The organism is Pseudomonas lalkuanensis, from assembly GCF_008807375.1.
Lineage (GTDB): Bacteria > Pseudomonadota > Gammaproteobacteria > Pseudomonadales > Pseudomonadaceae > Metapseudomonas > Metapseudomonas lalkuanensis.
The window spans coordinates 232,529-252,859 of record NZ_CP043311.1; the positions used below are offsets into that span (position 1 = coordinate 232,529).

Here is a 20,331-nt window from a genome sequence, read left to right on the forward strand (position 1 = left end):
ATGCCGCCTGTTGTAAGCAAGCCCTTTACCTTGCCAGACTTCGCCGGTGCGTTGGCCAGGCTCACCGAGTGGTGGCGTATTCGGTACGACGCCACTCGGACACTTCAACAATAATGGAGCTACCCGCATGATCAAAACCTTCGGCAAGACCCTGCTCGCCATGACCCTGGCGGGTGCCGTGGCCGGTATGGCCCAGGCTGACGACAAAGTGCTGCACGTCTACAACTGGTCGGACTACATCGCGTCGGATACCGTCGAGAAGTTCACCAAGGAAACCGGCATCAAGGTCGTCTACGACGTCTTCGACTCCAACGAAACCCTCGAAGCCAAGCTCCTGGCCGGCAAGTCCGGTTACGACATCGTTGTGCCGTCCAACAACTTCCTGGCCAAGCAGATCAAGGCCAAGGTCTATCAGCCGCTGGACAAGTCCAAGCTGCCGAACTGGAAGAACCTGGACACCAACCTGCTGAAGACCGTCGAAGTTTCCGATCCGGGCAACCAGTACGCCTTCCCCTACATGTGGGGCTCCATCGGCATCGGCTACAACCCGGACAAGGTGAAGGCTGTCCTGGGCGACAACGCCCCGGTGGATTCCTGGGATCTGCTGTTCAAGCCGGAAAACATCGAGAAGCTGAAGTCCTGCGGCGTTTCCTTCCTCGACTCGCCGACGGAGATCCTGCCGATCGCCCTGAAGTACCTGGGCCACGATCCGCTGAGCCAGGATCCCAAGCAGCTGAAGGAAGCCGAGGCGCTGTTCCTGAAGATCCGTCCGAACATCACCTACTTCCACTCCTCCAAGTACATCTCGGACCTGGCCAACGGCAACCTCTGCGTGGCCGTGGGTTACTCGGGTGACGTGTACCAGGCCAAATCCCGCGCCGAAGAGGCCAAGGGCGGTGTGAAGGTCGCTTACAACATTCCGAAGGAAGGCGCAGGCACCTTCTTCGACATGGTCGCGATCCCGGCCGATGCCGCCAACCCGGATGCCGCCTATGCCTTCATGAACTTCCTGATGAAGCCGGAAATCATGGCGGAGATCACCAACGAAGTGCAGTTCCCCAACGGCAACGCCGCTGCCACTTCGCTGGTTGACGAGGCGATCCGCAAGGACCCGGGTATCTACCCGACCCAGGAGACCATGGCCAAGCTCTACGCCTTCCCGGACCTGCCGGCCAAGGTGCAGCGCGCAATGACCCGTACCTGGACCACCATCAAGTCGGGCAAGTAAGCACGGCTGCCGTGCCCGGCGGGGACTTCCCCGCCGGTGCCCGGACCGCGTTGCGCAACACCGCGAGTTGACTGGCCCTGGTTGCTGGAATGACCCGGGCTTTTTCCGGCGCCGCCGGATAACAGAAGAGGACGAACCTGTGCACTTCCCCATCCGCAAGATGATGATCACTGCAGCGGCAACCCTGACCCTGGTTTCCCAGGCCCAGGCGGATCAGACGGTGCATATCTACAACTGGTCGGACTATATCGGCGAGACCACCCTGGCGGATTTCCAGAAGGAGACCGGCATCAAGCCGGTGTACGACGTCTTCGACTCAAACGAAACCCTTGAAGGCAAGTTGCTGGCGGGCCGCACCGGTTACGACGTGGTCGTGCCGTCCAACCACTTCCTCGGCAAACAGATCAAGGCGGGCGCGTTCCAGAAACTCGACCGCAGCCAGCTGCCCAACTGGCAGAACCTGGACCCCGGCCTGCTCAAGCAGCTCCAGCGCAACGACCCGGGCAATGAGTACGCCGTTCCCTACCTGTGGGGCACCAACGGCATCGGCTACAACGTGGAGAAGGTCAAGGCTGTGCTCGGCGTCGACCATATCGACTCCTGGTCGGCCATCTTCGAGCCCGAGAACATCAAGAAGCTCAGCCAGTGCGGCGTGGCTTTCCTCGACTCGGCGGATGAAATGATTCCCGCCGTGCTCAATTACATGGGCCTGGACCCCAACAGCACCAACCCGGACGACTACAAGAAGGCCGAGGAGAAGCTGATGGCGGTACGCCCCTACGTCACCTACTTCCATTCTTCCAAGTACATCGGCGACCTGGCCAATGGCGACATCTGCGTCGCCGCCGGCTTCTCCGGTGACATCTTCCAGGCCGCCGCGCGTGCCGAGGAAGCCGGCAAGGGTGTCGAGATCGCCTACGCGATCCCGAAAGAGGGCGGCAACCTCTGGTTCGACATGCTGGCCGTTCCGGCCGACGCGGCGAATGCCAAAGAGGCCCATGCCTTCATCAACTATCTGCTCAAGCCCGAGGTGATCGCCAAGGTCAGCGATTACGTCGGCTACGCCAACCCCAACCTCAAGGCTGGGGAGCTCATGAATCAGGAAGTGCGCACCGATGAGTCCGTCTACCCGCCACAAGCGGTGCTGGACAAGCTGTATGTGTCGGCGGAACTGCCGCCGAAAGTCCAGCGGCTGATGACCCGCAGCTGGACCAAGGTCAAGTCGGGCAAGTAATGCAAAACCGGTGGCCCGTGGTGTGGCGGCCCCGCCGGTGACAATCCGGCCGGGCCAGGCAGGATGCCTGGTTCGTGCCCATGCTGTATAAACGCGCCCGGCCGCGGTGGTCGGGGAGTAATTTCTGGGAGTGTGGTAATGGCAATAGCCTCCGGTGCCTACAAGAAAGCCCTCGAGGGCAGCCAGCAACCCAAAGAGGTGCTGGTAAAGATCGACCGGGTGACCAAGAAGTTCGACGAGACGGTGGCGGTGGACGACGTGTCGCTGACCATCAACAAGGGTGAGATCTTCGCCCTGCTCGGCGGCTCCGGTTCGGGTAAATCAACTCTGCTGCGCATGCTCGCCGGCTTCGAACGGCCGACCGAAGGGCGCATCATGCTCGACGGTGTGGACATTACCGACATGCCGCCCTACGAGCGCCCGATCAACATGATGTTCCAGTCCTATGCGCTCTTCCCGCATATGACTGTTGCGCAGAACATCGCCTTCGGACTTAAACAGGACAAGCTTCCGGCTGCCGAGATCGATGAGCGCGTCAACGAGATGCTCAAGCTCGTGCAGATGACCCAGTACGCCAAGCGCAAGCCGCACCAGCTGTCCGGCGGCCAGCGCCAGCGCGTGGCCCTGGCCCGCTCGCTGGCCAAGCGTCCGAAGCTGCTGCTGCTCGACGAACCCATGGGCGCCCTGGACAAGAAGCTGCGCTCGCAGATGCAACTGGAACTGGTGGAAATCATCGAGCGCGTGGGCGTGACCTGCGTGATGGTGACCCACGACCAGGAAGAGGCCATGACCATGGCCCAGCGCATCGCCATCATGCACCTGGGTTGCATCGAGCAGATCGGCAGCCCGGTGGATATCTACGAGACCCCCATCAGCCGCCTGGTGTGCGAGTTCATCGGCAACGTCAACCTCTTCGACGGCGAAGTGGTGGAAGACTACGAGGCCCATGCGCTGATCGCCTGCCCGCAACTGGAGCGCCCGATCTACGTCGGTCACGGCGTGACCACCTCCGTGCAGGACAAGCGCATCACCTACGCCCTGCGCCCGGAGAAGCTGCTGGTGACCACCGAGCAGCCCACCTGCGAGTACAACTGGTCGCGCGGCCGGATCCACGACATCGCCTACCTGGGCGGTCACTCGGTGTTTTACGTCAAGCTGCCGAACGGTTCCATCGTCCAGTCCTTCGTCGCCAACGCCGAGCGTCGTGGCGCGCGTCCGACCTGGGATGACGAAGTGTTCGTCTGGTGGGAAGACGACAGCGGCGTGGTACTGCGGTCATGAGAATTCCCAAACTGAGTAACCTGCTGCCGACCGGCCGGCATCTCGTCATCGGGATACCGTTCTTCTGGTTGTTCCTGTTCTTCATGCTGCCCTTCGCCATCGTGCTGAAGATCAGCTTCGCCGAAGCCGACGTGGCGATCCCGCCGTACACGGAGATCTACACCTGGGCGGACAACCAGCTGCAACTCATCCTCAACCTGGGCAACTACCTGATACTCAGCGAGGACGAGCTGTACCTGGCGGCCTATCTGGGGTCGCTGAAGATCGCCTTCTTCAGCACCCTGATGTGCCTGCTGATCGGCTACCCGATGGCCTACGCCATCGCCCGTGCCAGCAAGGAAGCGCAGACCGTGCTGCTGCTGCTGATCATGATGCCGACCTGGACGGCGATCCTGATCCGCGTCTACGCCTGGATGGGCATTCTCAGCAACAACGGCCTGCTCAACAGCGTGCTGATGGGCATGGGGCTGATCGACGAGCCGCTGCAGATCCTCAACACCAACCTGGCGGTGTACATCGGCGTCGTCTATTCGTACCTGCCGTTCATGATCCTGCCGCTCTACGCCAACCTGGTGAAGCATGATCCGAGCCTGCTGGAGGCCGCGTCGGACCTTGGTTCGAGCACCTTCAACAGCTTCTGGAAGATCACCGTGCCGCTGTCGAAGAACGGCATCATCGCCGGCTCCATGCTGGTGTTCATCCCGGTGGTGGGCGAGTTCGTGATCCCGGAACTGCTCGGCGGTCCGGAGACCCTGATGATCGGCAAGGTGCTGTGGCAGGAGTTCTTCAACAACCGCGACTGGCCGGTGGCATCCGCCCTGGCGGTGGTGATGCTGGCGATCCTGATCGTGCCCATCATTCTCTTCAACCGTAACCAGGCCAAAGAACTGGAGGGCAAGGTATGAAGCGCTTCAGTTTTTCCACCCTGATGCTGTGGGCAGGTCTGCTGTTCATCTACCTGCCGATGATCATCCTGGTCATTTACTCCTTCAACGCCTCCAAGCTGGTGACCGTCTGGGGCGGCTGGTCGGTGAAGTGGTACGTGGGCCTCCTGGACAACACCCAGCTGATGAACTCGGTGGGCCGTTCCCTGGAGATCGCCCTCTACACCGCGATCGCTGCCGTTGCCCTGGGCACCCTGGCCGCCTTCGTGCTGACCCGCATCCCGCGTTTCCGTGGCCGCACCATGTTCGGTGGCATGGTCACCGCGCCGCTGGTAATGCCGGAGGTGATCACCGGTCTGTCGCTGCTGTTGCTCTTCGTGGCCATGGCGCAACTGATCGGCTGGCCGCAGGAGCGTGGCATCGTCACCATCTGGATCGCCCACACCACCTTCTGCTCGGCCTATGTGGCCATCGTGGTGTCGGCGCGCCTGCGTGAACTGGACCTGTCCATCGAAGAAGCGGCCATGGATCTGGGCGCGCGTCCGTGGAAGGTGTTCATCCTGATCACCATCCCGATGATCGCACCGTCCCTGGCGGCGGGCGGCATGATGTCCTTCGCCCTGTCCCTGGACGACCTGGTGCTGGCGAGCTTCGTGTCCGGTCCCGGATCCACCACCCTGCCGATGGAGGTCTTCTCCGCCGTGCGCCTGGGCGTGAAGCCGGAGATCAACGCCGTGGCCAGCCTGATCCTGCTGACCGTCTCGCTGTTCACCTTCTTCGCCTGGTTCTTCTCTCGCCAGGCCGAGGAGCGCCGCAAGCGGGCGATCCAGCAGGCGATGGAGACCATGGCCGAGGAAGCCGCTTCCTCCAACTGGAAGCCGGCCTCAACCCAGGCTGCCTGATCCAGCGCTGCAAAAGACAAAGGCCACCTTCGGGTGGCCTTTGTCGTTATCGGGGTAATCCGGGAGTAGGTCGTCTTGTGGGAGCGATTTCAATCGCGAATGAATTCCCTCCCACAAGGGTGATGGTCAGTCCGTCAGCTCCATGCGCACATCCCCAAGCCTGGCGCCATAGGGTCCGTAGCTGCGCTCTACCAGTTCGCGGCTGCCATCAGCGCGGACGACCAGCGCCGAGCTGGCGCGGGTGCCGTAGGTGCGGGTGGCGATGAAAACGCTGGAGAGCATGCGTTCGGTGTTCAGCCCCACGCCGGTGTCCGGGAGAATGTGGTCCGGCGCCACCTCCGGGTCATGCAGCAGGTTGAGCAGGGCGTCGGTGGACGCGGGTTCCAGGCATTCGGCGATGGCCGCCTTGCCGCGCTCGACCTTGGGCCAAGGCGTATCCAGGTCGGCGTTGGACACCCCATAGATGCCCGGGCGCAGGTTGATCGGTCCGCCAGTGCGGGGGTTGAGGAACCACAGTTCGCGGTCGTCGCCCACCAGCAGGTTGAAGCCCGAATAATCGCCGGCCCGGCGCAGCGCATCCTCGAGGAACTCGCCCGGCCCCATGGTTCCACGCAGGAACTGCACGCAGAGCTCGCCACGGGTGCGGCCGACCGGGGGCGTTCGAGGGTCGCGGATATTGGTGAGTGCGGCGAATCGGCCCTTGGGCCCGGCGCCTAGCCAGGTACCTCCGGCTTCCAGATCGCGGCCGGCGATCACACCGGGTGCGTCTTCCCATTTCGCCATCGGGAGGGTGGGGCGTGCGTAGAATTCATCGCGGTTAGCAGCGAGCACCAGCGGGACTTCGTGTCCGGGGCGCCATGCGAATACGATCAGGCACATGGAGTCGTCTCCTTGTTATGAGCCGGAGTGTAGCAGCCGGTAGGAAAACTACATCTGCGGCAAAGGTTTTCTTCCGGGTTATCGGCTGCGTCCGTCAGGACTCCACATCCCTTGGGTGGAGCGTGAATCGGCCTTCCGTTAACATGCCGCTTTGTTTTCGGGGGTGTCCATGGAATTCGTGCTCTACCTGGTGCTCGGCGCCTGCGCCGGAGTGCTGGCCGGGCTGTTTGGCGTCGGTGGCGGCATGATCATCGTGCCGGTGCTGGTGTTCAGCTTCACCGCCCAGGGGTTCGATCCGGGCATTCTCACTCACCTGGCGGTGGGAACGTCCCTGGCCACCATCATTTTCACCTCGATCAATTCCGTGCGCGAGCATCATCGCAAGGGCGCGGTTCGCTGGCCGGTCTTCGCCTGGATGGCCGTCGGTGTCCTTATCGGCTCTGGCCTCGGCTCCGTGACCGCGGCGGCCATCCAGGGCCCGATGCTGCAGAAGATCATCGGCGTATTCGCCATACTGGTAGCGATACAGATGGGCCTGGACCTGAAACCCAGGGCCAGCCGCGAGGTTCCGGGCAAGCCCGGGCTGACCCTGGCGGGCGGGGTGATCGGCTGGGCCTCGGCCATCTTCGGCATCGGCGGCGGTTCGCTGACCGTGCCATTCCTGACCTGGCGCAGTGTTCCCATCCAGCAGGCCGTCGCCACGTCGGCCGCCTGCGGTCTGCCGATCGCTGCAGCGAGTGCGCTGTCCTTCATGGCGCTGGGCTGGAACAACCCCGGCCTGCCCCCCTACAGCATCGGGTTCATCTACCTTCCGGCGCTGGTCGGCATTGCCGCCACCAGCATGTTGTTCGCCCGTTTCGGCGCGCGCCTGGCCCATCGGTTGTCGCCGCGCCTGCTGAAGCGCCTGTTCGCCCTGCTGCTGTTGTCAGTAGGCCTGAACTTCCTGATCTAAGGAGCTGTAATGCTGGCTTATCCCCAGATCGACCCGGTTGCCCTGGCTATCGGTCCTCTCAAGATCCACTGGTACGGCCTGATGTACCTCATCGGCATCGGCGGCGCCTGGTGGCTGGCCTCGCGCCGGCTGAACGCCTTCGACCCGGCCTGGACCAAGGAAAAACTCTCCGACCTGGTGTTCTGGGTCGCCCTTGGCGTAATCGCCGGTGGCCGCCTCGGTTACGTGCTTTTCTACGATCTGTCGGCGTATATCGCCAATCCGCTGCTGATCTTCGAAGTCTGGAAGGGTGGCATGTCCTTCCACGGTGGCCTGATCGGCGTGATGCTGGCCACCCTCTGGTTCGGCAAGCGCAACAACAAGAGCTTCTTCCAGCTGATGGACTTCATCGCCCCCCTGGTGCCGATTGGCCTGGGCGCCGGCCGCATTGGCAACTTCATCAACGCCGAGCTCTGGGGCAAGGCCACCGACCTGCCCTGGGCAATGATCTTCCCCACCGATCCGGCCCAGTTGCCGCGCCACCCGTCGCAGCTGTACCAGTTCGCCCTGGAGGGTGTGGCACTGTTCGCCATCCTCTGGTTCTACTCGCGTAAACCGCGCCCGACCATGGCGGTTTCCGGCATGTTCGCGCTGTTTTACGGCATTTTCCGCTTCACGGTGGAGTTCGTCCGCGTCCCTGACGCCCAACTCGGTTACCTGGCCTTCGGCTGGCTGACCATGGGCCAGATCCTCTGCCTGCCGATGATCATCGGCGGTATCTTCCTGATTGTCTGGGCCCACCGCCGCCAGTCCGCCCAAGGAGTCGCCCGATGAAACAGTATCTCGACCTGATGCGCCGCGTGCGTGAGACCGGCGCCTTCAAGAGCGACCGTACCGGCACCGGCACCTACAGTGTTTTCGGCCACCAGATGCGCTTCGACCTGGCCGAGGGCTTCCCCCTGGTCACCACCAAGAAATGCCACCTGAAATCCATCGTCCATGAGCTGCTGTGGTTCCTCCAGGGCGACACCAACATCAAGTACCTGAAGGACAACGGCGTCTCCATCTGGGACGAATGGGCCGACGAAGAGGGCAACCTCGGGCCGGTCTATGGCTACCAATGGCGCTCCTGGCCGGCACCCAATGGCGAGTCCATCGACCAGATCACCAAGGTCGTGGAAATGATCAAGAAGAACCCGGACTCGCGCCGACTGATCGTCTCCGCCTGGAACCCGGCCCTGGTGGACGAGATGGCCTTGCCGCCGTGCCACGCGCTGTTCCAGTTCTACGTGGCCGACGGCAAGCTGAGCTGCCAGCTGTACCAGCGCTCGGCCGACATCTTCCTCGGCGTGCCTTTCAACATCGCCAGCTACGCCCTGCTGACCCTGATGGTGGCCCAGGTCTGCGACCTGGAGCCCGGCGAGTTCATCTGGACCGGCGGCGACTGCCACCTCTACGCCAACCACATCGAGCAGACCGACCTGCAGCTCACCCGCGAGCCGCTGCCGCTGCCGACCATGAAGCTCAACCCGCAAGTGAAGGACCTGTTCGCCTTCAAGTTCGAAGACTTCGAACTGGTGGGCTACCAGGCGCATCCGCACATCAAGGCCCCGGTCGCCGTCTGACCTGCCGCGCCGGGGCGCTTACAGCCCCGGCCATCCCCTGACAGGAGTCACCATGAAAGTCCCGTTCGCGGCCCTGCTCACGGGCCTTGTCGGTCTCTGCCCGTCCTTCGCCGCCTGGGCCGAGCCCGCCCAGGGCAGCTTCGTCGCCAGCCAGCGCTGCGAGGCCTTCCAGTCCATTCGCAAGCAGAGCAATCCCGATGGACTCGAAGTCCAGCCGGGCCGGCGCTACGAAGTGGTGGAGGTGAACAAGCGCGACTACGACTGGCTGCGCGTCCGCATGCCCGACAGCGCGACGCCGCTGCGCTGGGTGTCCGCCGGATGCGGGATGGTCGAGGGACTGGCATTCAACACCGCACAGGCGGCGCAGCCCGCGGCTGCTGGCGACATCTGCAGCCGGTCAGACCAGCATGACGGCTACGTCCTGGCCGCCACCTGGCAGCCGGGTTTCTGCGAACACGCCTCCTACAAGGGCGCCAAGCCCGAATGCGAGGGCCTGGAGTCGGGCGAACTGCAGATTTCCCACCTGACCCTGCATGGCCTCTGGCCGAATCGCCAGTCGTGCGGCAAGGGCTATGGGCACTGCGATGGGCCGGGGCTGGAACTCAGTACCGATACCCTGGCCTATGTCCGTCCCTGGATGCCGAACTTCCGTTACGGAACCAGCTTCGGCCGCTACCAGTGGGACAAGCACGGCGTCTGCCAGACGCAGATGGACGACGACGCCTACTTCCGCCGCGCGGTGGACCTGGTGCGGCAGCTGGACGAGTCGAAGGCCGGGCAGTACATCGTCGCCAATATCGGCGGTGCCATATCCAGGCGGGGGTTCTACCAGAAGGTGGAAGAGGATTTCGGCAGCCGTGATGCGCAGAACAACTTTCTGCTGATCTGCAGCGGCAAGTACCTGCAGGAAATCCGCGTCTCGCTGCCTCGTGAACTGAAGCAGGCCGACAGCCTGGTGGGCGTGGTCGATGGCCGGTTCGCCGCCAGCCGTGCGCGTGACCGCAGCGAGTGCGTCGCCGACCGCATCCTGATCGAAGCCGGCGGCCGCTGATCCAGGCGCTCCGAGCTGCTTCGGGGACGCCCCGTCGGCAGCCCGGTTGGTGCAGGTCGCTGGTCAGTTCAGGGTAGCGGCCAGCTCGTCGAGGTCGTCGGCCGCGCGGCTGAGATAGAACTCGGCGCCGCCGTGGGTGCGGCCGCCGCCTTGCTGTAGCTGGGCGCGCACGAAGCGGTAGTTGTTCCGGGCCTTGCCCAGCACCTCGGCGTGTTCCGGGTGGCCAGCGAGCAACTGGTCGAAGCGCTGCTCGATATCGGCATCCAGGCCCGCCGCCTGCGCTTCGGGCAGGGCGAAATCCAGCTTGTTGGGCAAGGGATAGGCGCGGAGCTGATAGTCCAGCAGCACGCTGGCCAGCGCCTGGCTCTGGGCATTGAACGGCGCTCCAGGATCGGTGGCCGGGTCCTGCTTCATGTTTGCGGAGAGCGTTTGGACGGCTTGCTCCAGGCTCCGCTCCTGCTCCAGCAACCGGCCTACCAGTTCCGGGAAGCGGGACGCCTGATCGCGCGGCAGGCCGTCGAGTGTATTGAACAACTTTTCCATGGCCTGCACCGGGCGCTGCAGTGACGCCGGGCTGCCGAGCTGGACGATGAGCCGGTTCAGGGTGTTGAGATGGTAGAAGGTCGCCTTCAGCGCGCGGGGGTCGGGCTCACGCTCCTCTGGATTGAAGTAGACCATGGCACTGGCGCAGAGCAGGCGGCTATGGCTGCCCAGCTCCCCCAGATGGCGGGCATCCTGCTCACTACCCCAGGCCAACGGGCTCAGCAGGCAGAACAGCATCAACAACTTGCGCATCATCCATCTCTCCCGGTTCTTGTTTTTGTGTCGGGCGCGCTGGGGGCGGGGAATCTGGCCCCTTGCCGGCGCCGTGCATTCAGACGGTCGGCCCTGTTGGAGCGGCGGGCCAATCCTACGGGAGCGGAAGGTTTTCGGTAAGTCCTTGCTGCCGGCCTGGTGTCAGGGCATCAGGCCAGCGGCCAGGGCCGCCACCTGCCCCTGGCGTTCCGCCTGTTCCAGCTCCGCGTCGGGATTCAGCGACGACCATTCCGGGTGGGCTCGGGCCTTGCCCAGTGCGGCAGGCAACTTGCCTTCCCGCCACTGCTTCTCTTCCGGCGTATCGATGCGCACCGCCTCGAAGGCGGCGTGGCCGCGAGCGTCCAGCGCCTGCAGCAATTGGCGCTGACGCAGGGCCAGCAGGCGCAGGATGGCATCGTCCACGGTCAGCTCGCGCTGTCCCTTGATCTTGCCCAGCAGGCGCTCGCCGTAGTGGCCGAAGGTTTGCCAGGCGCCACCGGCGATGGCGCCGAGGGCCGCCGCGGCACCCAGGGTGATGCCGCCCACCAGCAGGTCGACGCCGGCACCGGCCGCCGCGCCCGCCGCCATGCCGCCCCCCAGGCGTACGCCCAGTTGCCTGAGGGTTTCCGGATTGAACAGGTCATCGCCCCAGCGCCCGCCCAGCAGCGGCAGGTCGCTGGCAGCGGCATCCGCCTGGCCGAAGGCGTAGAGCCGCAGCAGGGCTTCCACGCAGCGCTGCTCGCGCTGGCGCACCTGTTGGCGCAGGGCCTCGGTGGCGGCCAGCACGGCGGCCTCCTGAGCGGGCACGCTGCGCCGGCAGGCGGCCACGTCCAGCAGCAGTTCGGCGATCAGGCGGCTTCCGGCGTCCAGGCGCAGGCGCCTTTGCGCTTGATGATCGTCCAGCAGCCGCTGCAACTGCGGGCGGGCGCGCTCCAGCAGCAGTGCCAGGCTGTCATAGAGGCGTTGCTCACCGTCCAGCGGCGGCGCCACGCTGTCGAAGCGCACCAGGGCATGCAGGCCGAGGCGGGCCAGGGCTTCGCGCCAATCGCTCTCGCGGTGGTTCTCGCTGGCGACGAAGTTCAGCACCGGCAGCAGGGGCCTGCCACACATGGCCAGCACCGCCAGCTCGTCGCGGTACTTGGCCAGGACCGGTTCGCGGGCGTCGATCACGTAGAGCCCGGCATCGGAGGCCAGCAACTGGCGCAACACCTTGGCCTCCTGCTCGAAGCGCTGGCGTGCCTCGCTGCCGTCGAGAAAACGGCCCAGGCGCGCGGGGCCGTCGAGGCGTTCGCCGGGGCGGTCCAGCCGCTCCAGGTGATCGAGCAGGGCAATGGCGTCTTCCAGGCCGGGCGTGTCGTAGAGCTCCAGCAACGGCTGGCCGTCCACCGACATCCGCGCACCTTCCACGTGGCGGGTGGTGCTGGGGCGGTGGGATACCTCGCCGAAGGCGCGGTCGCGCAGCAGGGTGCGCAGCAAGGAGGTCTTGCCGACGTTGGTATGGCCGACCACGGCCAGCTTCAGCGGCTTAGTCATGGCCAGTCTCCAGCCAGGTCATGGGGGCGCCCTGGGCGTGGGGCAGGGCCAGGCGGTCGAGGGCCTGATGCCAGTCTTCAAGGCGTTGGCTATCGAGGGATTCCCCGGCAGGCGGGGGCAGCAGCCAGACGCGGGTCCTGCCGGCACTGCGGGCCAGCTCTCCGATCAACGCCAGGGTTCCGCGGTCCGGTGAGCGCCGTGGGTCACAGGCCACCGCCAGGCGGTCCGGGGGAAAGCGGCTGAGCTGATCCAGCAGGCGCTGGCGCTGCTCGCGGCTGTCCAGCACACCGGCATCGCCAACGCCCTTGGGCAGCACGGGTGGCCAGGGGCGACGGTCGTCCAGTTCGATGGCCACCAGCAGGGCACCCTGGCTGGCGCCATCCAGGGTGCCGGCTTGCGGTTCGACCAGTCCGGCCGGGGCGGCATCGCAGACACCCAGGCGTTCGCTGGCTGGCTGCAGGCGTTCGCGCAGCAGGCCGTAGCCGGGAAGGCCGAGGTCCAGCCGCAGGCGCGCGCGGCCTCGTGTCCAGCGCCAGAAACAGAACAGCCCCAGCAGCACTCGCGGCAGCAGGCCGTAGGTGAAAGTGACCCCGAGCAGCCAGCCGGACCACGCCTGGCGGGCGCCTTCTTCTGCCAGCACATTGCTGCTGGCGCGGATGGTCTCGGCATCCGGCAGGCTGAAGCCGAGCAGGCTCGGCAGGGCGCCCAGGGCCTGGATGAGGACGACGTAGGTATCGCTACCGAGAATGGTGGTTTCCCAGACGAAGCCGTAGCGGCGGGTGGCGAGCAACAACAGGAGGACCACCAGCGCGCTGCCCAGGGTCAGCAGCCAGGCGCCGTGGACCAGCGCGCCCAGGCCCCAGCGGGTCAGGCCCTGGCGTTGCAGCAACAGGAGCAGGGCGGGTGCCAGGTGTACGGCCTGGGCATCGCGAGCCAGCTTGCCACTGAGCCAGAGCCAGATCCGCCCGAGCACGCTGGCGCTGCTGCCGAGGCAGAACGACAGGGCCCAGCCCAGCAGCATCAGCAGGTGCAAGCCGAGCAGGCTGCCCAGGGCCCAGAACAGGTTGACCGGGCGTTCGCCGTTACCCAGCGCCGCGATGGCGAGCCCGGAGCCGCTGACCAGCGCCAGCACCATCAGCAGCAGGCCGGCGAGCCGCGCGCCCTGGCGCCAGTGCTGCAGGGCCTGGAGTTGACCGTCGCGCTGTGCCAGCCAGAGGGCGCGCGCCTGGATGCGCTGCGCCAGGTCGCCACCGCCGGCATTGGCGCGGCGGTTGGCTTCGGCGTCGTCGAGGGGGCCGGCGTGTTCTTCGCGCAGTCGGATGGCCTCGGTCAGCCAGAGCTGGTCGACGGAGGAAAGGGGAGGGAGGGCGGCTGGATTGGGTTCGCTCACGAAGGGCTTCTTGGCCAAGGGTGAGCCCTGAGAATAACCGCTCGAGGCGGGGCCATCATCAAAAGAGAAGGCCGGCGCCCGGCGCCGGCCTTCTCCTGTCAGTGGCTGTGGGAGCCGGCCGCCACCTTCACCCGGGGTGCTGATGGCGTGTCGTGGTGGTCGTCATGTTCGGAGACCACTTTCACTTCGTTGCCGTCGCAGTCGTACAGCTTGCCGTCGCGGAAATAGTCGCCCTCGTGCAGGGCGGCGATGTCCTGGTAGCGCAGGGTGCGCTCGCTGGCGGCGACGAACACCGACTGCTGGTCCGAGTTGCCGGCCTTCAGGTGGTTGAAGATCAGGTTCAGCAGGATGGCCATGATGGCGGCCGAGCTGATGCCGGAGTGGAAGATGGTTTCGAACCAGGCGGGGAAGTGGTGGTAGAAGGTCGGCGCCGCGATCGGGATCATGCCGAAGCCGATGGAGGTGGCGACGATGATCAGGTTCATGTTGTTGCGGTAGTCGACCTGCGCCAGGGTCCGGATGCCGGACGCGGCCACGGTGCCGAACAGGACGACGCCGGCGCCGCCCAGTACCGAGGTGGGGACCGCGGCGATCAGGCGGCCCATCACCGGCAGCAGCCCGAGGGTGACCAGGATCAGGCCGGCGGTGGCCACCACATAGCGGCTCTTCACACCGGTCACGGCCACCAGGCCGACGTTCTGGGCGAAGGCGCTCTGGGTGAAGGAACCGAACAGCGGAGCCACGGAGCTGGAGATCATGTCGGCACGCAGGCCGTTGCCCAGGCGCTTGGAGTCCACCTTGGTGCCGATGATTTCACCGACGGCGAGAATGTCCGCCGAGGTTTCCACCAGGGTCACGATAATCACGATCAGCATCGACAGGATCGCCGCGATGTGGAATTCCGGCATGCCGAAGTGCAGCGGAGTGGGCAGGGCCACCAGCGGGCCTTCGAGCACCTTGGAGAAGTCAGCCATGCCGAAGAACACCGCGGTCACGGTGCCGATGACCATCGCCAGGAGGATCGACAGGCGCGAGATGCTGGCACTGCCCAGCTTGCTCAGCAGCAGCACGGTGGCGAGGGTGAAGGCGGCGAGGCTTACGTTGGCCACGCTGCCGAACTCCGGCGACTGGCTGTTGCCGCCCATCGCCCAGCGTGCCGCAACGGGCATCAGGGTGAGGCCGATGGTGGTGATCACGATGCCTGTCACGAGCGGCGGGAAGAACTTGGTGATCCGCGAGAATATCGGGGTGATCAGCAGGCCGATCAGTGAGGCGGCGATTACCGCGCCGAGTACGGCTGGAATGCCGCCGGCGCCGTTACTGCCGATGATGGCGATCATGGTCGCCACGCCGGCGAAGGACACGCCTTGCACCAGGGGCAACTGACAGCCGAAGAAGGGGAGACCGATGGTTTGCAGCAGGGTGGCGAGGCCACCGGCGAACAGTGAGGCTGCGATCAGCAGGCCGATGTCTGCGGGCGATAGCCCGGCAGCCTGGCCGATGATCAGGGGTACCGCGACAATTCCGCCATACATGGTCAGCACGTGCTGCAGACCGTAGGCGAGGTTGGCTCCAATGCCGAGGTTTTCATCTTCCGGACGTTGCACCGGAGACGGACTTGCGGATGGGACTGTCATGGTGGGCTCTCGGTTTTGTTATTGTGCCGGCAACTGTAGACAATTACTAAGCCTATTGACTAGTGCTTTGTATACAATTTTTCGAACCCAATTCTGGGGCCATTTCTCGGCTATCTCCAGTAAATTTCTGTAATTCCTGCACTATTGGTCATTGACTATTTGGTCAGGAAAATGCCTGGCGACGAACGGTGCGCCTCCGGTGACCTGTCGGGTGCCGAAACGGGCGCCTCAATCGGAGCTGGTGCCCATCCTCCGTTGGCTTTCTCTCCCGGGCGGCAGTCGGTATCCTCGCCGCCATGAACAAGACCCTGCCCCTCTGCCTGATCGCCGCCCTCGCACAGAACCGTGTGATCGGCCGCGACAACCAACTGCCCTGGCACCTGCCGGCGGACCTCAAGCACTTCAAGGCCATGACCCTCGGCAAGCCGATCATCATGGGGCGCAAGACCTGGGATTCCCTTGGCCGCCCGTTGCCCGGCCGGCTCAACCTGGTGGTCAGTCGCCAGGAAGGGTTGGTGCTGGAAGGCGCGGAAGTCTTCCCCAGCCTGGAAGCCGCCATCGGGCGCGCCGATGCCTGGGCGCGCGAAGAAGAGGCCGAGGAGCTGATGCTGATCGGCGGCGCCCAACTCTATGCCCAGGGCCTCGCCCAGGCCGACCGTCTCTACCTGACCCGCGTGGAGCTGGCTCCGGAGGGCGATGCGTACTTCCCTGAAGTCTCGCAGCAGGATTGGCACCTGGCCTCCAGCATCGAGCACGAGGCGACGACCGACACGCCGGCCTATGCCTTCGAAGTGTGGGAAAAGCGCTGAAAACAATTTGTGGGAGCGAATTTGTTCGCGAATGAATTCGCTCCCACGAATCACGGATCCAGCTCTCGCAACTCCGCCCGCGCTTCACCTTCCTCGATCAGGATAAACCCCACCGTCACCGGCAGCTTGAAACGCCTCGGCCCGGCGCTGCCCGGATTCACGTGCAGCAGCCCTGCACGCTTGGCGATCAGCGGCTTGTGGGAATGCCCTGTGACGACGACGCTGAACCCGCGCTCCTGCAAGTCGTGGGGGATATCCGCCTGGTCGTGCACCAGGTAAATGTCCGTTCCCCCCAGCCTCAGCTCTTCGACCTCGCGTACGGCGCCGGCCCAGGTGTCCACGTCGTTGTTGCCGCGCACGGCAGTCAGCGGGGCCAGTTGGCGCAGGGCGTCGAGGATTTCGGGCTTGCCGATGTCACCGGCATGGAGGATGTGGTCGCAGCCTTGCAGCGCCGCGAGTGCCTGGGGGCGGAGAAGGCCGTGGGTATCGGAGATCAGGCCAATGCGAAGGGAAGTCATGGAATGGGCCCCATCAAGTGATGGGGCCCATTCTGCCACTTAGCGGGATTCCGGCAGGAACCAGTTCAGCAGCAGGGCGCAGAGGCCGCCGGTGGCGACGCCGGATTCGAGGATGTTGCGCAGGGCGGCCGGCATGTGGGCGAGGAATTCCGGCACCTGGGACACGCCCAGGCCCAGGGCCAGCGACACGGCGATGATCAGCAGTGCGCGGCGGTCCAGGGTGGTACCGGCGAGGATGTTGATGCCCGAGGCGGCCACCGCGCCGAACATCACCATGGCGGCCCCGCCCAGCACCGGCTCGGGGATGGCCTGGAGTACGCCGGCTACCGCCGGGAACAGGCCCAGCAGCACCAGCATCAGGGCGATCCAGATACCGATGTGGCGGCTGGCGATACCGGTCAGCTGGATCACGCCGTTGTTCTGCGCGAAGACCGAGCTGGGGAAGGTGTTGAACAGGCCGGCCAGCAGGGAGTTGGCGCCGTTCACCAGCACGCCGCCCTTGATGCGCTGCATCCACAGCGGGCCTTCCACCGGCTGGCGCGAAACCTTGCTGGTGGCGGTGACATCACCGATGGCTTCCAGCGAGGTGACCAGGTAGATCACCAGCATCGGCACGAACAGCGACCAGGAGAAGCCCAGGCCGAAGTGCAGCGGCACCGGTACCTGGACCAGCGGCGCGTCGTGCAGGCCGCTGAAGTCGAGGCGGCCGAGCCAGGCGGCCAGGGCGTACCCCACCAGCAGGGCGATGACGATGGCGCAGCTGCGCATCCACACCAGCGGGATGCGGTTGAGCAGAAGGATCACCCCCAGCACGGTGCCGGACAGCAGCAGGTTCTCGCCGTTGGCGAAGGTGCCGTTGGCCATGGCACCGAAGCCGCCACCCATGCTGATCAGGCCCACCTTGATCAGGGTCAGGCCGATCATCAGCACTACGATGCCGGTTACCAGCGGATTGATCAGCCGCTTGACGAAGGGCAGCACGCGGGAGATGCCCATCTCGACGAAAGCACCTGCCATCACCACGCCAAAGATCGCGGCCATCACGGCTTCCACCGGAGTGCCCTGCTTGACCATCAGTGCGCCGCCGGCGATCAGCGGGCCGACGAAGTTGAAGCTGGTGCCCTGGACGATCAGCAGCCCGGCGCCGAACGGCCCGAAGCGCTTGCACTGCACATAGGTGGCGATACCGGAAACCACCAGGGACATGGAGACGATCAGGTTGGTATCCCGCGCCGACACGCCCAGCGCCTGGCAGATCAGCAGGCCGGGGGTGACGATGGGAACGATGATGGCCAGCAGGTGCTGCAGCGCGGCGAGCAGGGCAGCCAGCGGACGCGGCTTGTCTTCCAGGCCGTAGAGCAGCTCGTTGCGAGCCTCAGGGATGGGGGGCTTTTCCAGTGAAGTCATGGCGATCGACCGCAAAAAAGCGGCGATTCTACTGCGTAGGATGGGTTGGGCGAAGCGATACCTGTCGAACGCGAACCTGTAGGAGCGATTTCAATCGCGAAACGGGCCGAAGGCTCGTCCTTTGGGGCATCGCGAATGAATTCGTTCCCACAAAAAAGCGGAAAGCCCGGCATGGGCCGGGCTTTCCGCCGATCGGGACGATCAGCCTTCCAGCATCGACTTGTCGCGCACAGCGCCCTTGTCGGCGCTGGTGGCGAGCAGGGCGTAGGCCTTGAGGGCGGTGGTCACCTTGCGCGCGCGCGGAGCGGCCGGCTTCCAGCCTTTCTTGTCCTGCTCCACGCGGCGGGCGGCCAGTTCTTCGTCCGAAACCAGCAGGTTGATGCTGCGGTTGGGGATGTCGATCAGCACCTTGTCGCCGTCCCGCACCAGGCCGATGGCGCCACCTGCGGCGGCTTCCGGCGAGGCGTGGCCGATGGACAGGCCCGAGGTGCCGCCGGAGAAGCGGCCGTCGGTGAGCAGTGCGCACTGCTTGCCCAGGCCCTTGGACTTCAGGTAGCTGGTGGGATACAGCATTTCCTGCATGCCCGGGCCGCCTTTCGGGCCTTCGTAGCGGATGATCACGATGTCGCCCGGCTTCACTTCGTCGGCGAGGATGCCTTTCACGGCGCTGTCCTGGCTTTCGAAGATCTTCGCGTTGCCTTCGAACACATGGATGGACTCATCAACGCCAGCGGTTTTCACCACGCAACCGTCCAGGGCGATGTTGCCGTAGAGCACGGCCAGGCCGCCTTCCTTGGAGTAGGCGTGCTCGACGGAGCGGATGCAACCTTCGGCGCGGTCGTCGTCCAGGCTCGGCCAGCGGGTGGACTGGCTGAAGGCGACCTGGGTCGGGATGCCGGCCGGGCCTGCCTTGAAGAAGGTGTGGACGGCTTCGTCGCTGGTCTGGGTGATGTCCCACTGGGCGATGGCATCGGCCATGCTCGGGCTGTGCACGGTGGCCACGTCTGTGTGCAGCAGGCCGCCACGGGCCAGTTCGCCGAGGATGGAGAAGATGCCGCCGGCGCGGTGCACGTCTTCCATGTGGTACTTCTGGATGTTCGGCGCCACCTTGCACAGCTGCGGGACCTTGCGCGACAGGCGATCGATGTCGCGCAGGTCGAAGGCCACTTCGGCCTCCTGGGCGGCGGCCAGCAGGTGCAGGATGGTGTTGGTGGAACCGCCCATGGCGATGTCCAGGGTCATGGCGTTCTCGAACGCCTTGAAGTTGGCGATGTTGCGCGGCAGGACCGATACGTCGCCTTCACCGTAGTAGCGTTGGCACAGCTCGACGGCCAGGCGGCCGGCGCGCAGGAACAGTTGCTCGCGGTCGGCGTGGGTGGCCAGGGTCGAACCGTTGCCCGGCAGGGACAGGCCGAGGGCCTCGGTCAGGCAGTTCATCGAGTTGGCGGTGAACATGCCGGAGCAGGAGCCGCAGGTGGGGCAGGCGCTGCGCTCGTACTCGGCGACTTTCTCGTCGGAGCAGGAGTCGTCGGCCGCCGCGACCATGGCGTCCACCAGGTCCAGGCCGTGGTTGGCCAGCTTGGTCTTGCCGGCTTCCATCGGACCGCCGGAAACGAAGACCACCGGGATGTTCAGGCGCAGGGCGGCCATCAGCATGCCGGGGGTGATCTTGTCGCAGTTGGAGATGCAGACGATGGCGTCGGCGCAGTGGGCGTTGACCATGTATTCCACGGAGTCGGCGATGATCTCGCGGCTCGGCAGGGAATAAAGCATGCCGTCATGGCCCATGGCGATGCCGTCGTCCACGGCGATGGTGTTGAATTCCTTGGCCACGCCGCCGTGCTTCTCGATCTCGCGGGCGACCAGCTGGCCCAGGTCCTTCAGGTGCACGTGGCCAGGCACGAACTGGGTGAAGGAGTTGGCGATGGCGATGATCGGCTTCTTGAAGTCCTCGTCCTTCATCCCGGTGGCGCGCCACAGGGCACGGGCGCCGGCCATGTTGCGGCCGTGGGTGGAGGTTTTCGAGCGGTAATCGGGCATGACGGTTTCCTGCGGCTGATCAGGTATCGATAAGAGTCTCATCGTGAGCGCGCAACATACCGGATGCAAACAGCAGATGGCCGTTCGGTCGGTGGTGGCCGGAAGGCGGGGCGGGGTCTCCGCTCGCTCGGCCGGGGCTCACTGGCCCGCCTGAGGATGGTTGGCGAGGAATCGCCCGATTCTACGC

The 20,331-nt window shown here is 65.1% G+C and carries 18 protein-coding genes; 10 read left to right on the forward strand and 8 right to left on the reverse strand.

Annotated features, from left to right (window positions below):
- Positions 1 to 127: 127 nt before the first annotated feature.
- The 5 genes from FXN65_RS01110 to FXN65_RS01130 all read left to right on the forward strand — a co-directional run bounded on the left by FXN65_RS01110 (position 128) and on the right by FXN65_RS01130 (position 5,529).
- The gene (locus FXN65_RS01110; RefSeq protein WP_151131255.1) at positions 128 to 1,228 is read left to right on the forward strand and encodes a polyamine ABC transporter substrate-binding protein; all 1,101 of its coding nucleotides are present in this window, start codon (positions 128 to 130) and stop codon (positions 1,226 to 1,228) included.
- A gap of 160 nt (positions 1,229 to 1,388) precedes the next feature.
- Positions 1,389 to 2,462 (forward strand): polyamine ABC transporter substrate-binding protein, encoded by a 1,074-nt coding sequence (locus FXN65_RS01115; protein ID WP_244620740.1) that lies wholly within the window; start codon positions 1,389 to 1,391, stop codon positions 2,460 to 2,462.
- Between the two features lie 138 nt (positions 2,463 to 2,600).
- Positions 2,601 to 3,743, forward strand: coding sequence for a polyamine ABC transporter ATP-binding protein (gene potA / locus FXN65_RS01120; RefSeq protein WP_151131257.1), 1,143 nt, complete (start codon positions 2,601 to 2,603; stop codon positions 3,741 to 3,743).
- Positions 3,740 to 4,648, forward strand: coding sequence for an ABC transporter permease subunit (locus FXN65_RS01125; protein ID WP_151131258.1), 909 nt, complete (start codon positions 3,740 to 3,742; stop codon positions 4,646 to 4,648). Before potA ends, FXN65_RS01125 begins: the two co-directional genes overlap by 4 nt.
- Positions 4,645 to 5,529, forward strand: a complete 885-nt coding sequence (locus FXN65_RS01130; protein WP_151131259.1) for an ABC transporter permease subunit — start codon at positions 4,645 to 4,647, stop codon at positions 5,527 to 5,529. Before FXN65_RS01125 ends, FXN65_RS01130 begins: the two co-directional genes overlap by 4 nt.
- 126 nt (positions 5,530 to 5,655) lie before the next feature.
- Here the strand turns inward: FXN65_RS01130 and FXN65_RS01135 are convergent, their stop codons facing one another.
- Positions 5,656 to 6,408 (reverse strand): NRDE family protein, encoded by a 753-nt coding sequence (locus FXN65_RS01135; protein ID WP_151131260.1) that lies wholly within the window; start codon positions 6,406 to 6,408, stop codon positions 5,656 to 5,658.
- A 169-nt stretch (positions 6,409 to 6,577) separates the two neighbouring features.
- Here FXN65_RS01135 and FXN65_RS01140 point away from each other — a divergent pair, with 169 nt between their 5' ends.
- The 4 genes from FXN65_RS01140 to FXN65_RS01155 are packed head-to-tail and all read left to right on the forward strand — an operon-like array spanning position 6,578 to position 10,015.
- Positions 6,578 to 7,360: a sulfite exporter TauE/SafE family protein gene (locus FXN65_RS01140; RefSeq protein ID WP_151131261.1), complete on the forward strand. Its 783-nt coding sequence runs from the start codon at positions 6,578 to 6,580 to the stop codon at positions 7,358 to 7,360.
- A 9-nt stretch (positions 7,361 to 7,369) separates the two neighbouring features.
- On the forward strand, positions 7,370 to 8,173 hold the full coding sequence (lgt, locus tag FXN65_RS01145) for a prolipoprotein diacylglyceryl transferase (RefSeq protein ID WP_151131262.1): 804 nt from the start codon (positions 7,370 to 7,372) through the stop codon (positions 8,171 to 8,173).
- The gene (locus FXN65_RS01150; RefSeq protein ID WP_151131263.1) at positions 8,170 to 8,964 is read left to right on the forward strand and encodes a thymidylate synthase; all 795 of its coding nucleotides are present in this window, start codon (positions 8,170 to 8,172) and stop codon (positions 8,962 to 8,964) included. The genes lgt and FXN65_RS01150 overlap by 4 nt, the downstream gene beginning before the upstream one ends.
- A gap of 52 nt (positions 8,965 to 9,016) precedes the next feature.
- A complete protein-coding gene (locus FXN65_RS01155) occupies positions 9,017 to 10,015 on the forward strand; it encodes a ribonuclease T2 family protein (RefSeq protein ID WP_151131264.1) in 999 nt (332 codons plus the stop codon).
- Between the two features lie 63 nt (positions 10,016 to 10,078).
- Here FXN65_RS01155 and FXN65_RS01160 read toward each other — a convergent pair whose 3' ends face one another.
- The 4 genes from FXN65_RS01160 to FXN65_RS01175 form a co-directional block, all read right to left on the reverse strand.
- A complete protein-coding gene (locus FXN65_RS01160) occupies positions 10,079 to 10,813 on the reverse strand; it encodes a hypothetical protein (RefSeq protein WP_151131265.1) in 735 nt (244 codons plus the stop codon).
- A gap of 159 nt (positions 10,814 to 10,972) precedes the next feature.
- Complete coding sequence (locus tag FXN65_RS01165; RefSeq protein WP_151131266.1) at positions 10,973 to 12,343, reverse strand: GTPase/DUF3482 domain-containing protein; 1,371 nt, start codon at positions 12,341 to 12,343, stop codon at positions 10,973 to 10,975.
- The gene (locus FXN65_RS01170; protein ID WP_151131267.1) at positions 12,336 to 13,733 is read right to left on the reverse strand and encodes a DUF2868 domain-containing protein; all 1,398 of its coding nucleotides are present in this window, start codon (positions 13,731 to 13,733) and stop codon (positions 12,336 to 12,338) included. Before FXN65_RS01170 ends, FXN65_RS01165 begins: the two co-directional genes overlap by 8 nt.
- A gap of 98 nt (positions 13,734 to 13,831) precedes the next feature.
- Positions 13,832 to 15,370 (reverse strand): nucleobase:cation symporter-2 family protein, encoded by a 1,539-nt coding sequence (locus tag FXN65_RS01175; RefSeq protein WP_151131268.1) that lies wholly within the window; start codon positions 15,368 to 15,370, stop codon positions 13,832 to 13,834.
- Positions 15,371 to 15,666: 296 nt separating this feature from the next.
- Here FXN65_RS01175 and FXN65_RS01180 point away from each other — a divergent pair, with 296 nt between their 5' ends.
- Positions 15,667 to 16,179 carry a dihydrofolate reductase gene (locus FXN65_RS01180; RefSeq protein WP_151131269.1) on the forward strand — a complete coding sequence of 171 codons (513 nt, stop codon included), beginning with the start codon at positions 15,667 to 15,669 and terminating at the stop codon, positions 16,177 to 16,179.
- A 50-nt stretch (positions 16,180 to 16,229) separates the two neighbouring features.
- Here FXN65_RS01180 and FXN65_RS01185 read toward each other — a convergent pair whose 3' ends face one another.
- The 3 genes from FXN65_RS01185 to ilvD all read right to left on the reverse strand — a co-directional run bounded on the left by FXN65_RS01185 (position 16,230) and on the right by ilvD (position 20,144).
- On the reverse strand, positions 16,230 to 16,697 hold the full coding sequence (locus tag FXN65_RS01185; RefSeq protein WP_151131270.1) for a metallophosphoesterase family protein: 468 nt from the start codon (positions 16,695 to 16,697) through the stop codon (positions 16,230 to 16,232).
- A 39-nt stretch (positions 16,698 to 16,736) separates the two neighbouring features.
- Entirely contained in the window at positions 16,737 to 18,104 is a 1,368-nt protein-coding gene (locus FXN65_RS01190; protein WP_151131271.1) for a nucleobase:cation symporter-2 family protein, read from the reverse strand.
- 201 nt (positions 18,105 to 18,305) lie between these two features.
- Complete coding sequence (gene ilvD / locus FXN65_RS01195; protein ID WP_151131272.1) at positions 18,306 to 20,144, reverse strand: dihydroxy-acid dehydratase; 1,839 nt, start codon at positions 20,142 to 20,144, stop codon at positions 18,306 to 18,308.
- Positions 20,145 to 20,331: the final 187 nt, after the last annotated feature.

Excerpts from the sequence above, each read along its gene's own strand:
- FXN65_RS01110 (WP_151131255.1), top strand. The coding sequence starts at position 128 with ATGATCAAAACCTTCGGCAAGACCCTGCTCGCCATGACCCTGGCGGGT.
- FXN65_RS01115 (WP_244620740.1), top strand. The coding sequence starts at position 1,389 with ATGATGATCACTGCAGCGGCAACCCTGACCCTGGTTTCCCAGGCCCAG.
- potA (WP_151131257.1), top strand. The coding sequence starts at position 2,601 with ATGGCAATAGCCTCCGGTGCCTACAAGAAAGCCCTCGAGGGCAGCCAG.
- FXN65_RS01125 (WP_151131258.1), top strand. The coding sequence starts at position 3,740 with ATGAGAATTCCCAAACTGAGTAACCTGCTGCCGACCGGCCGGCATCTC.
- FXN65_RS01130 (WP_151131259.1), top strand. The coding sequence starts at position 4,645 with ATGAAGCGCTTCAGTTTTTCCACCCTGATGCTGTGGGCAGGTCTGCTG.
- FXN65_RS01135 (WP_151131260.1), bottom strand. The coding sequence starts at position 6,408 with ATGTGCCTGATCGTATTCGCATGGCGCCCCGGACACGAAGTCCCGCTG.
- FXN65_RS01140 (WP_151131261.1), top strand. The coding sequence starts at position 6,578 with ATGGAATTCGTGCTCTACCTGGTGCTCGGCGCCTGCGCCGGAGTGCTG.
- lgt (WP_151131262.1), top strand. The coding sequence starts at position 7,370 with ATGCTGGCTTATCCCCAGATCGACCCGGTTGCCCTGGCTATCGGTCCT.
- FXN65_RS01150 (WP_151131263.1), top strand. The coding sequence starts at position 8,170 with ATGAAACAGTATCTCGACCTGATGCGCCGCGTGCGTGAGACCGGCGCC.
- FXN65_RS01155 (WP_151131264.1), top strand. The coding sequence starts at position 9,017 with ATGAAAGTCCCGTTCGCGGCCCTGCTCACGGGCCTTGTCGGTCTCTGC.
- FXN65_RS01160 (WP_151131265.1), bottom strand. The coding sequence starts at position 10,813 with ATGATGCGCAAGTTGTTGATGCTGTTCTGCCTGCTGAGCCCGTTGGCC.
- FXN65_RS01165 (WP_151131266.1), bottom strand. The coding sequence starts at position 12,343 with ATGACTAAGCCGCTGAAGCTGGCCGTGGTCGGCCATACCAACGTCGGC.
- FXN65_RS01175 (WP_151131268.1), bottom strand. The coding sequence starts at position 15,370 with ATGACAGTCCCATCCGCAAGTCCGTCTCCGGTGCAACGTCCGGAAGAT.
- FXN65_RS01180 (WP_151131269.1), top strand. The coding sequence starts at position 15,667 with ATGAACAAGACCCTGCCCCTCTGCCTGATCGCCGCCCTCGCACAGAAC.
- FXN65_RS01185 (WP_151131270.1), bottom strand. The coding sequence starts at position 16,697 with ATGACTTCCCTTCGCATTGGCCTGATCTCCGATACCCACGGCCTTCTC.
- FXN65_RS01190 (WP_151131271.1), bottom strand. The coding sequence starts at position 18,104 with ATGACTTCACTGGAAAAGCCCCCCATCCCTGAGGCTCGCAACGAGCTG.
- ilvD (WP_151131272.1), bottom strand. The coding sequence starts at position 20,144 with ATGCCCGATTACCGCTCGAAAACCTCCACCCACGGCCGCAACATGGCC.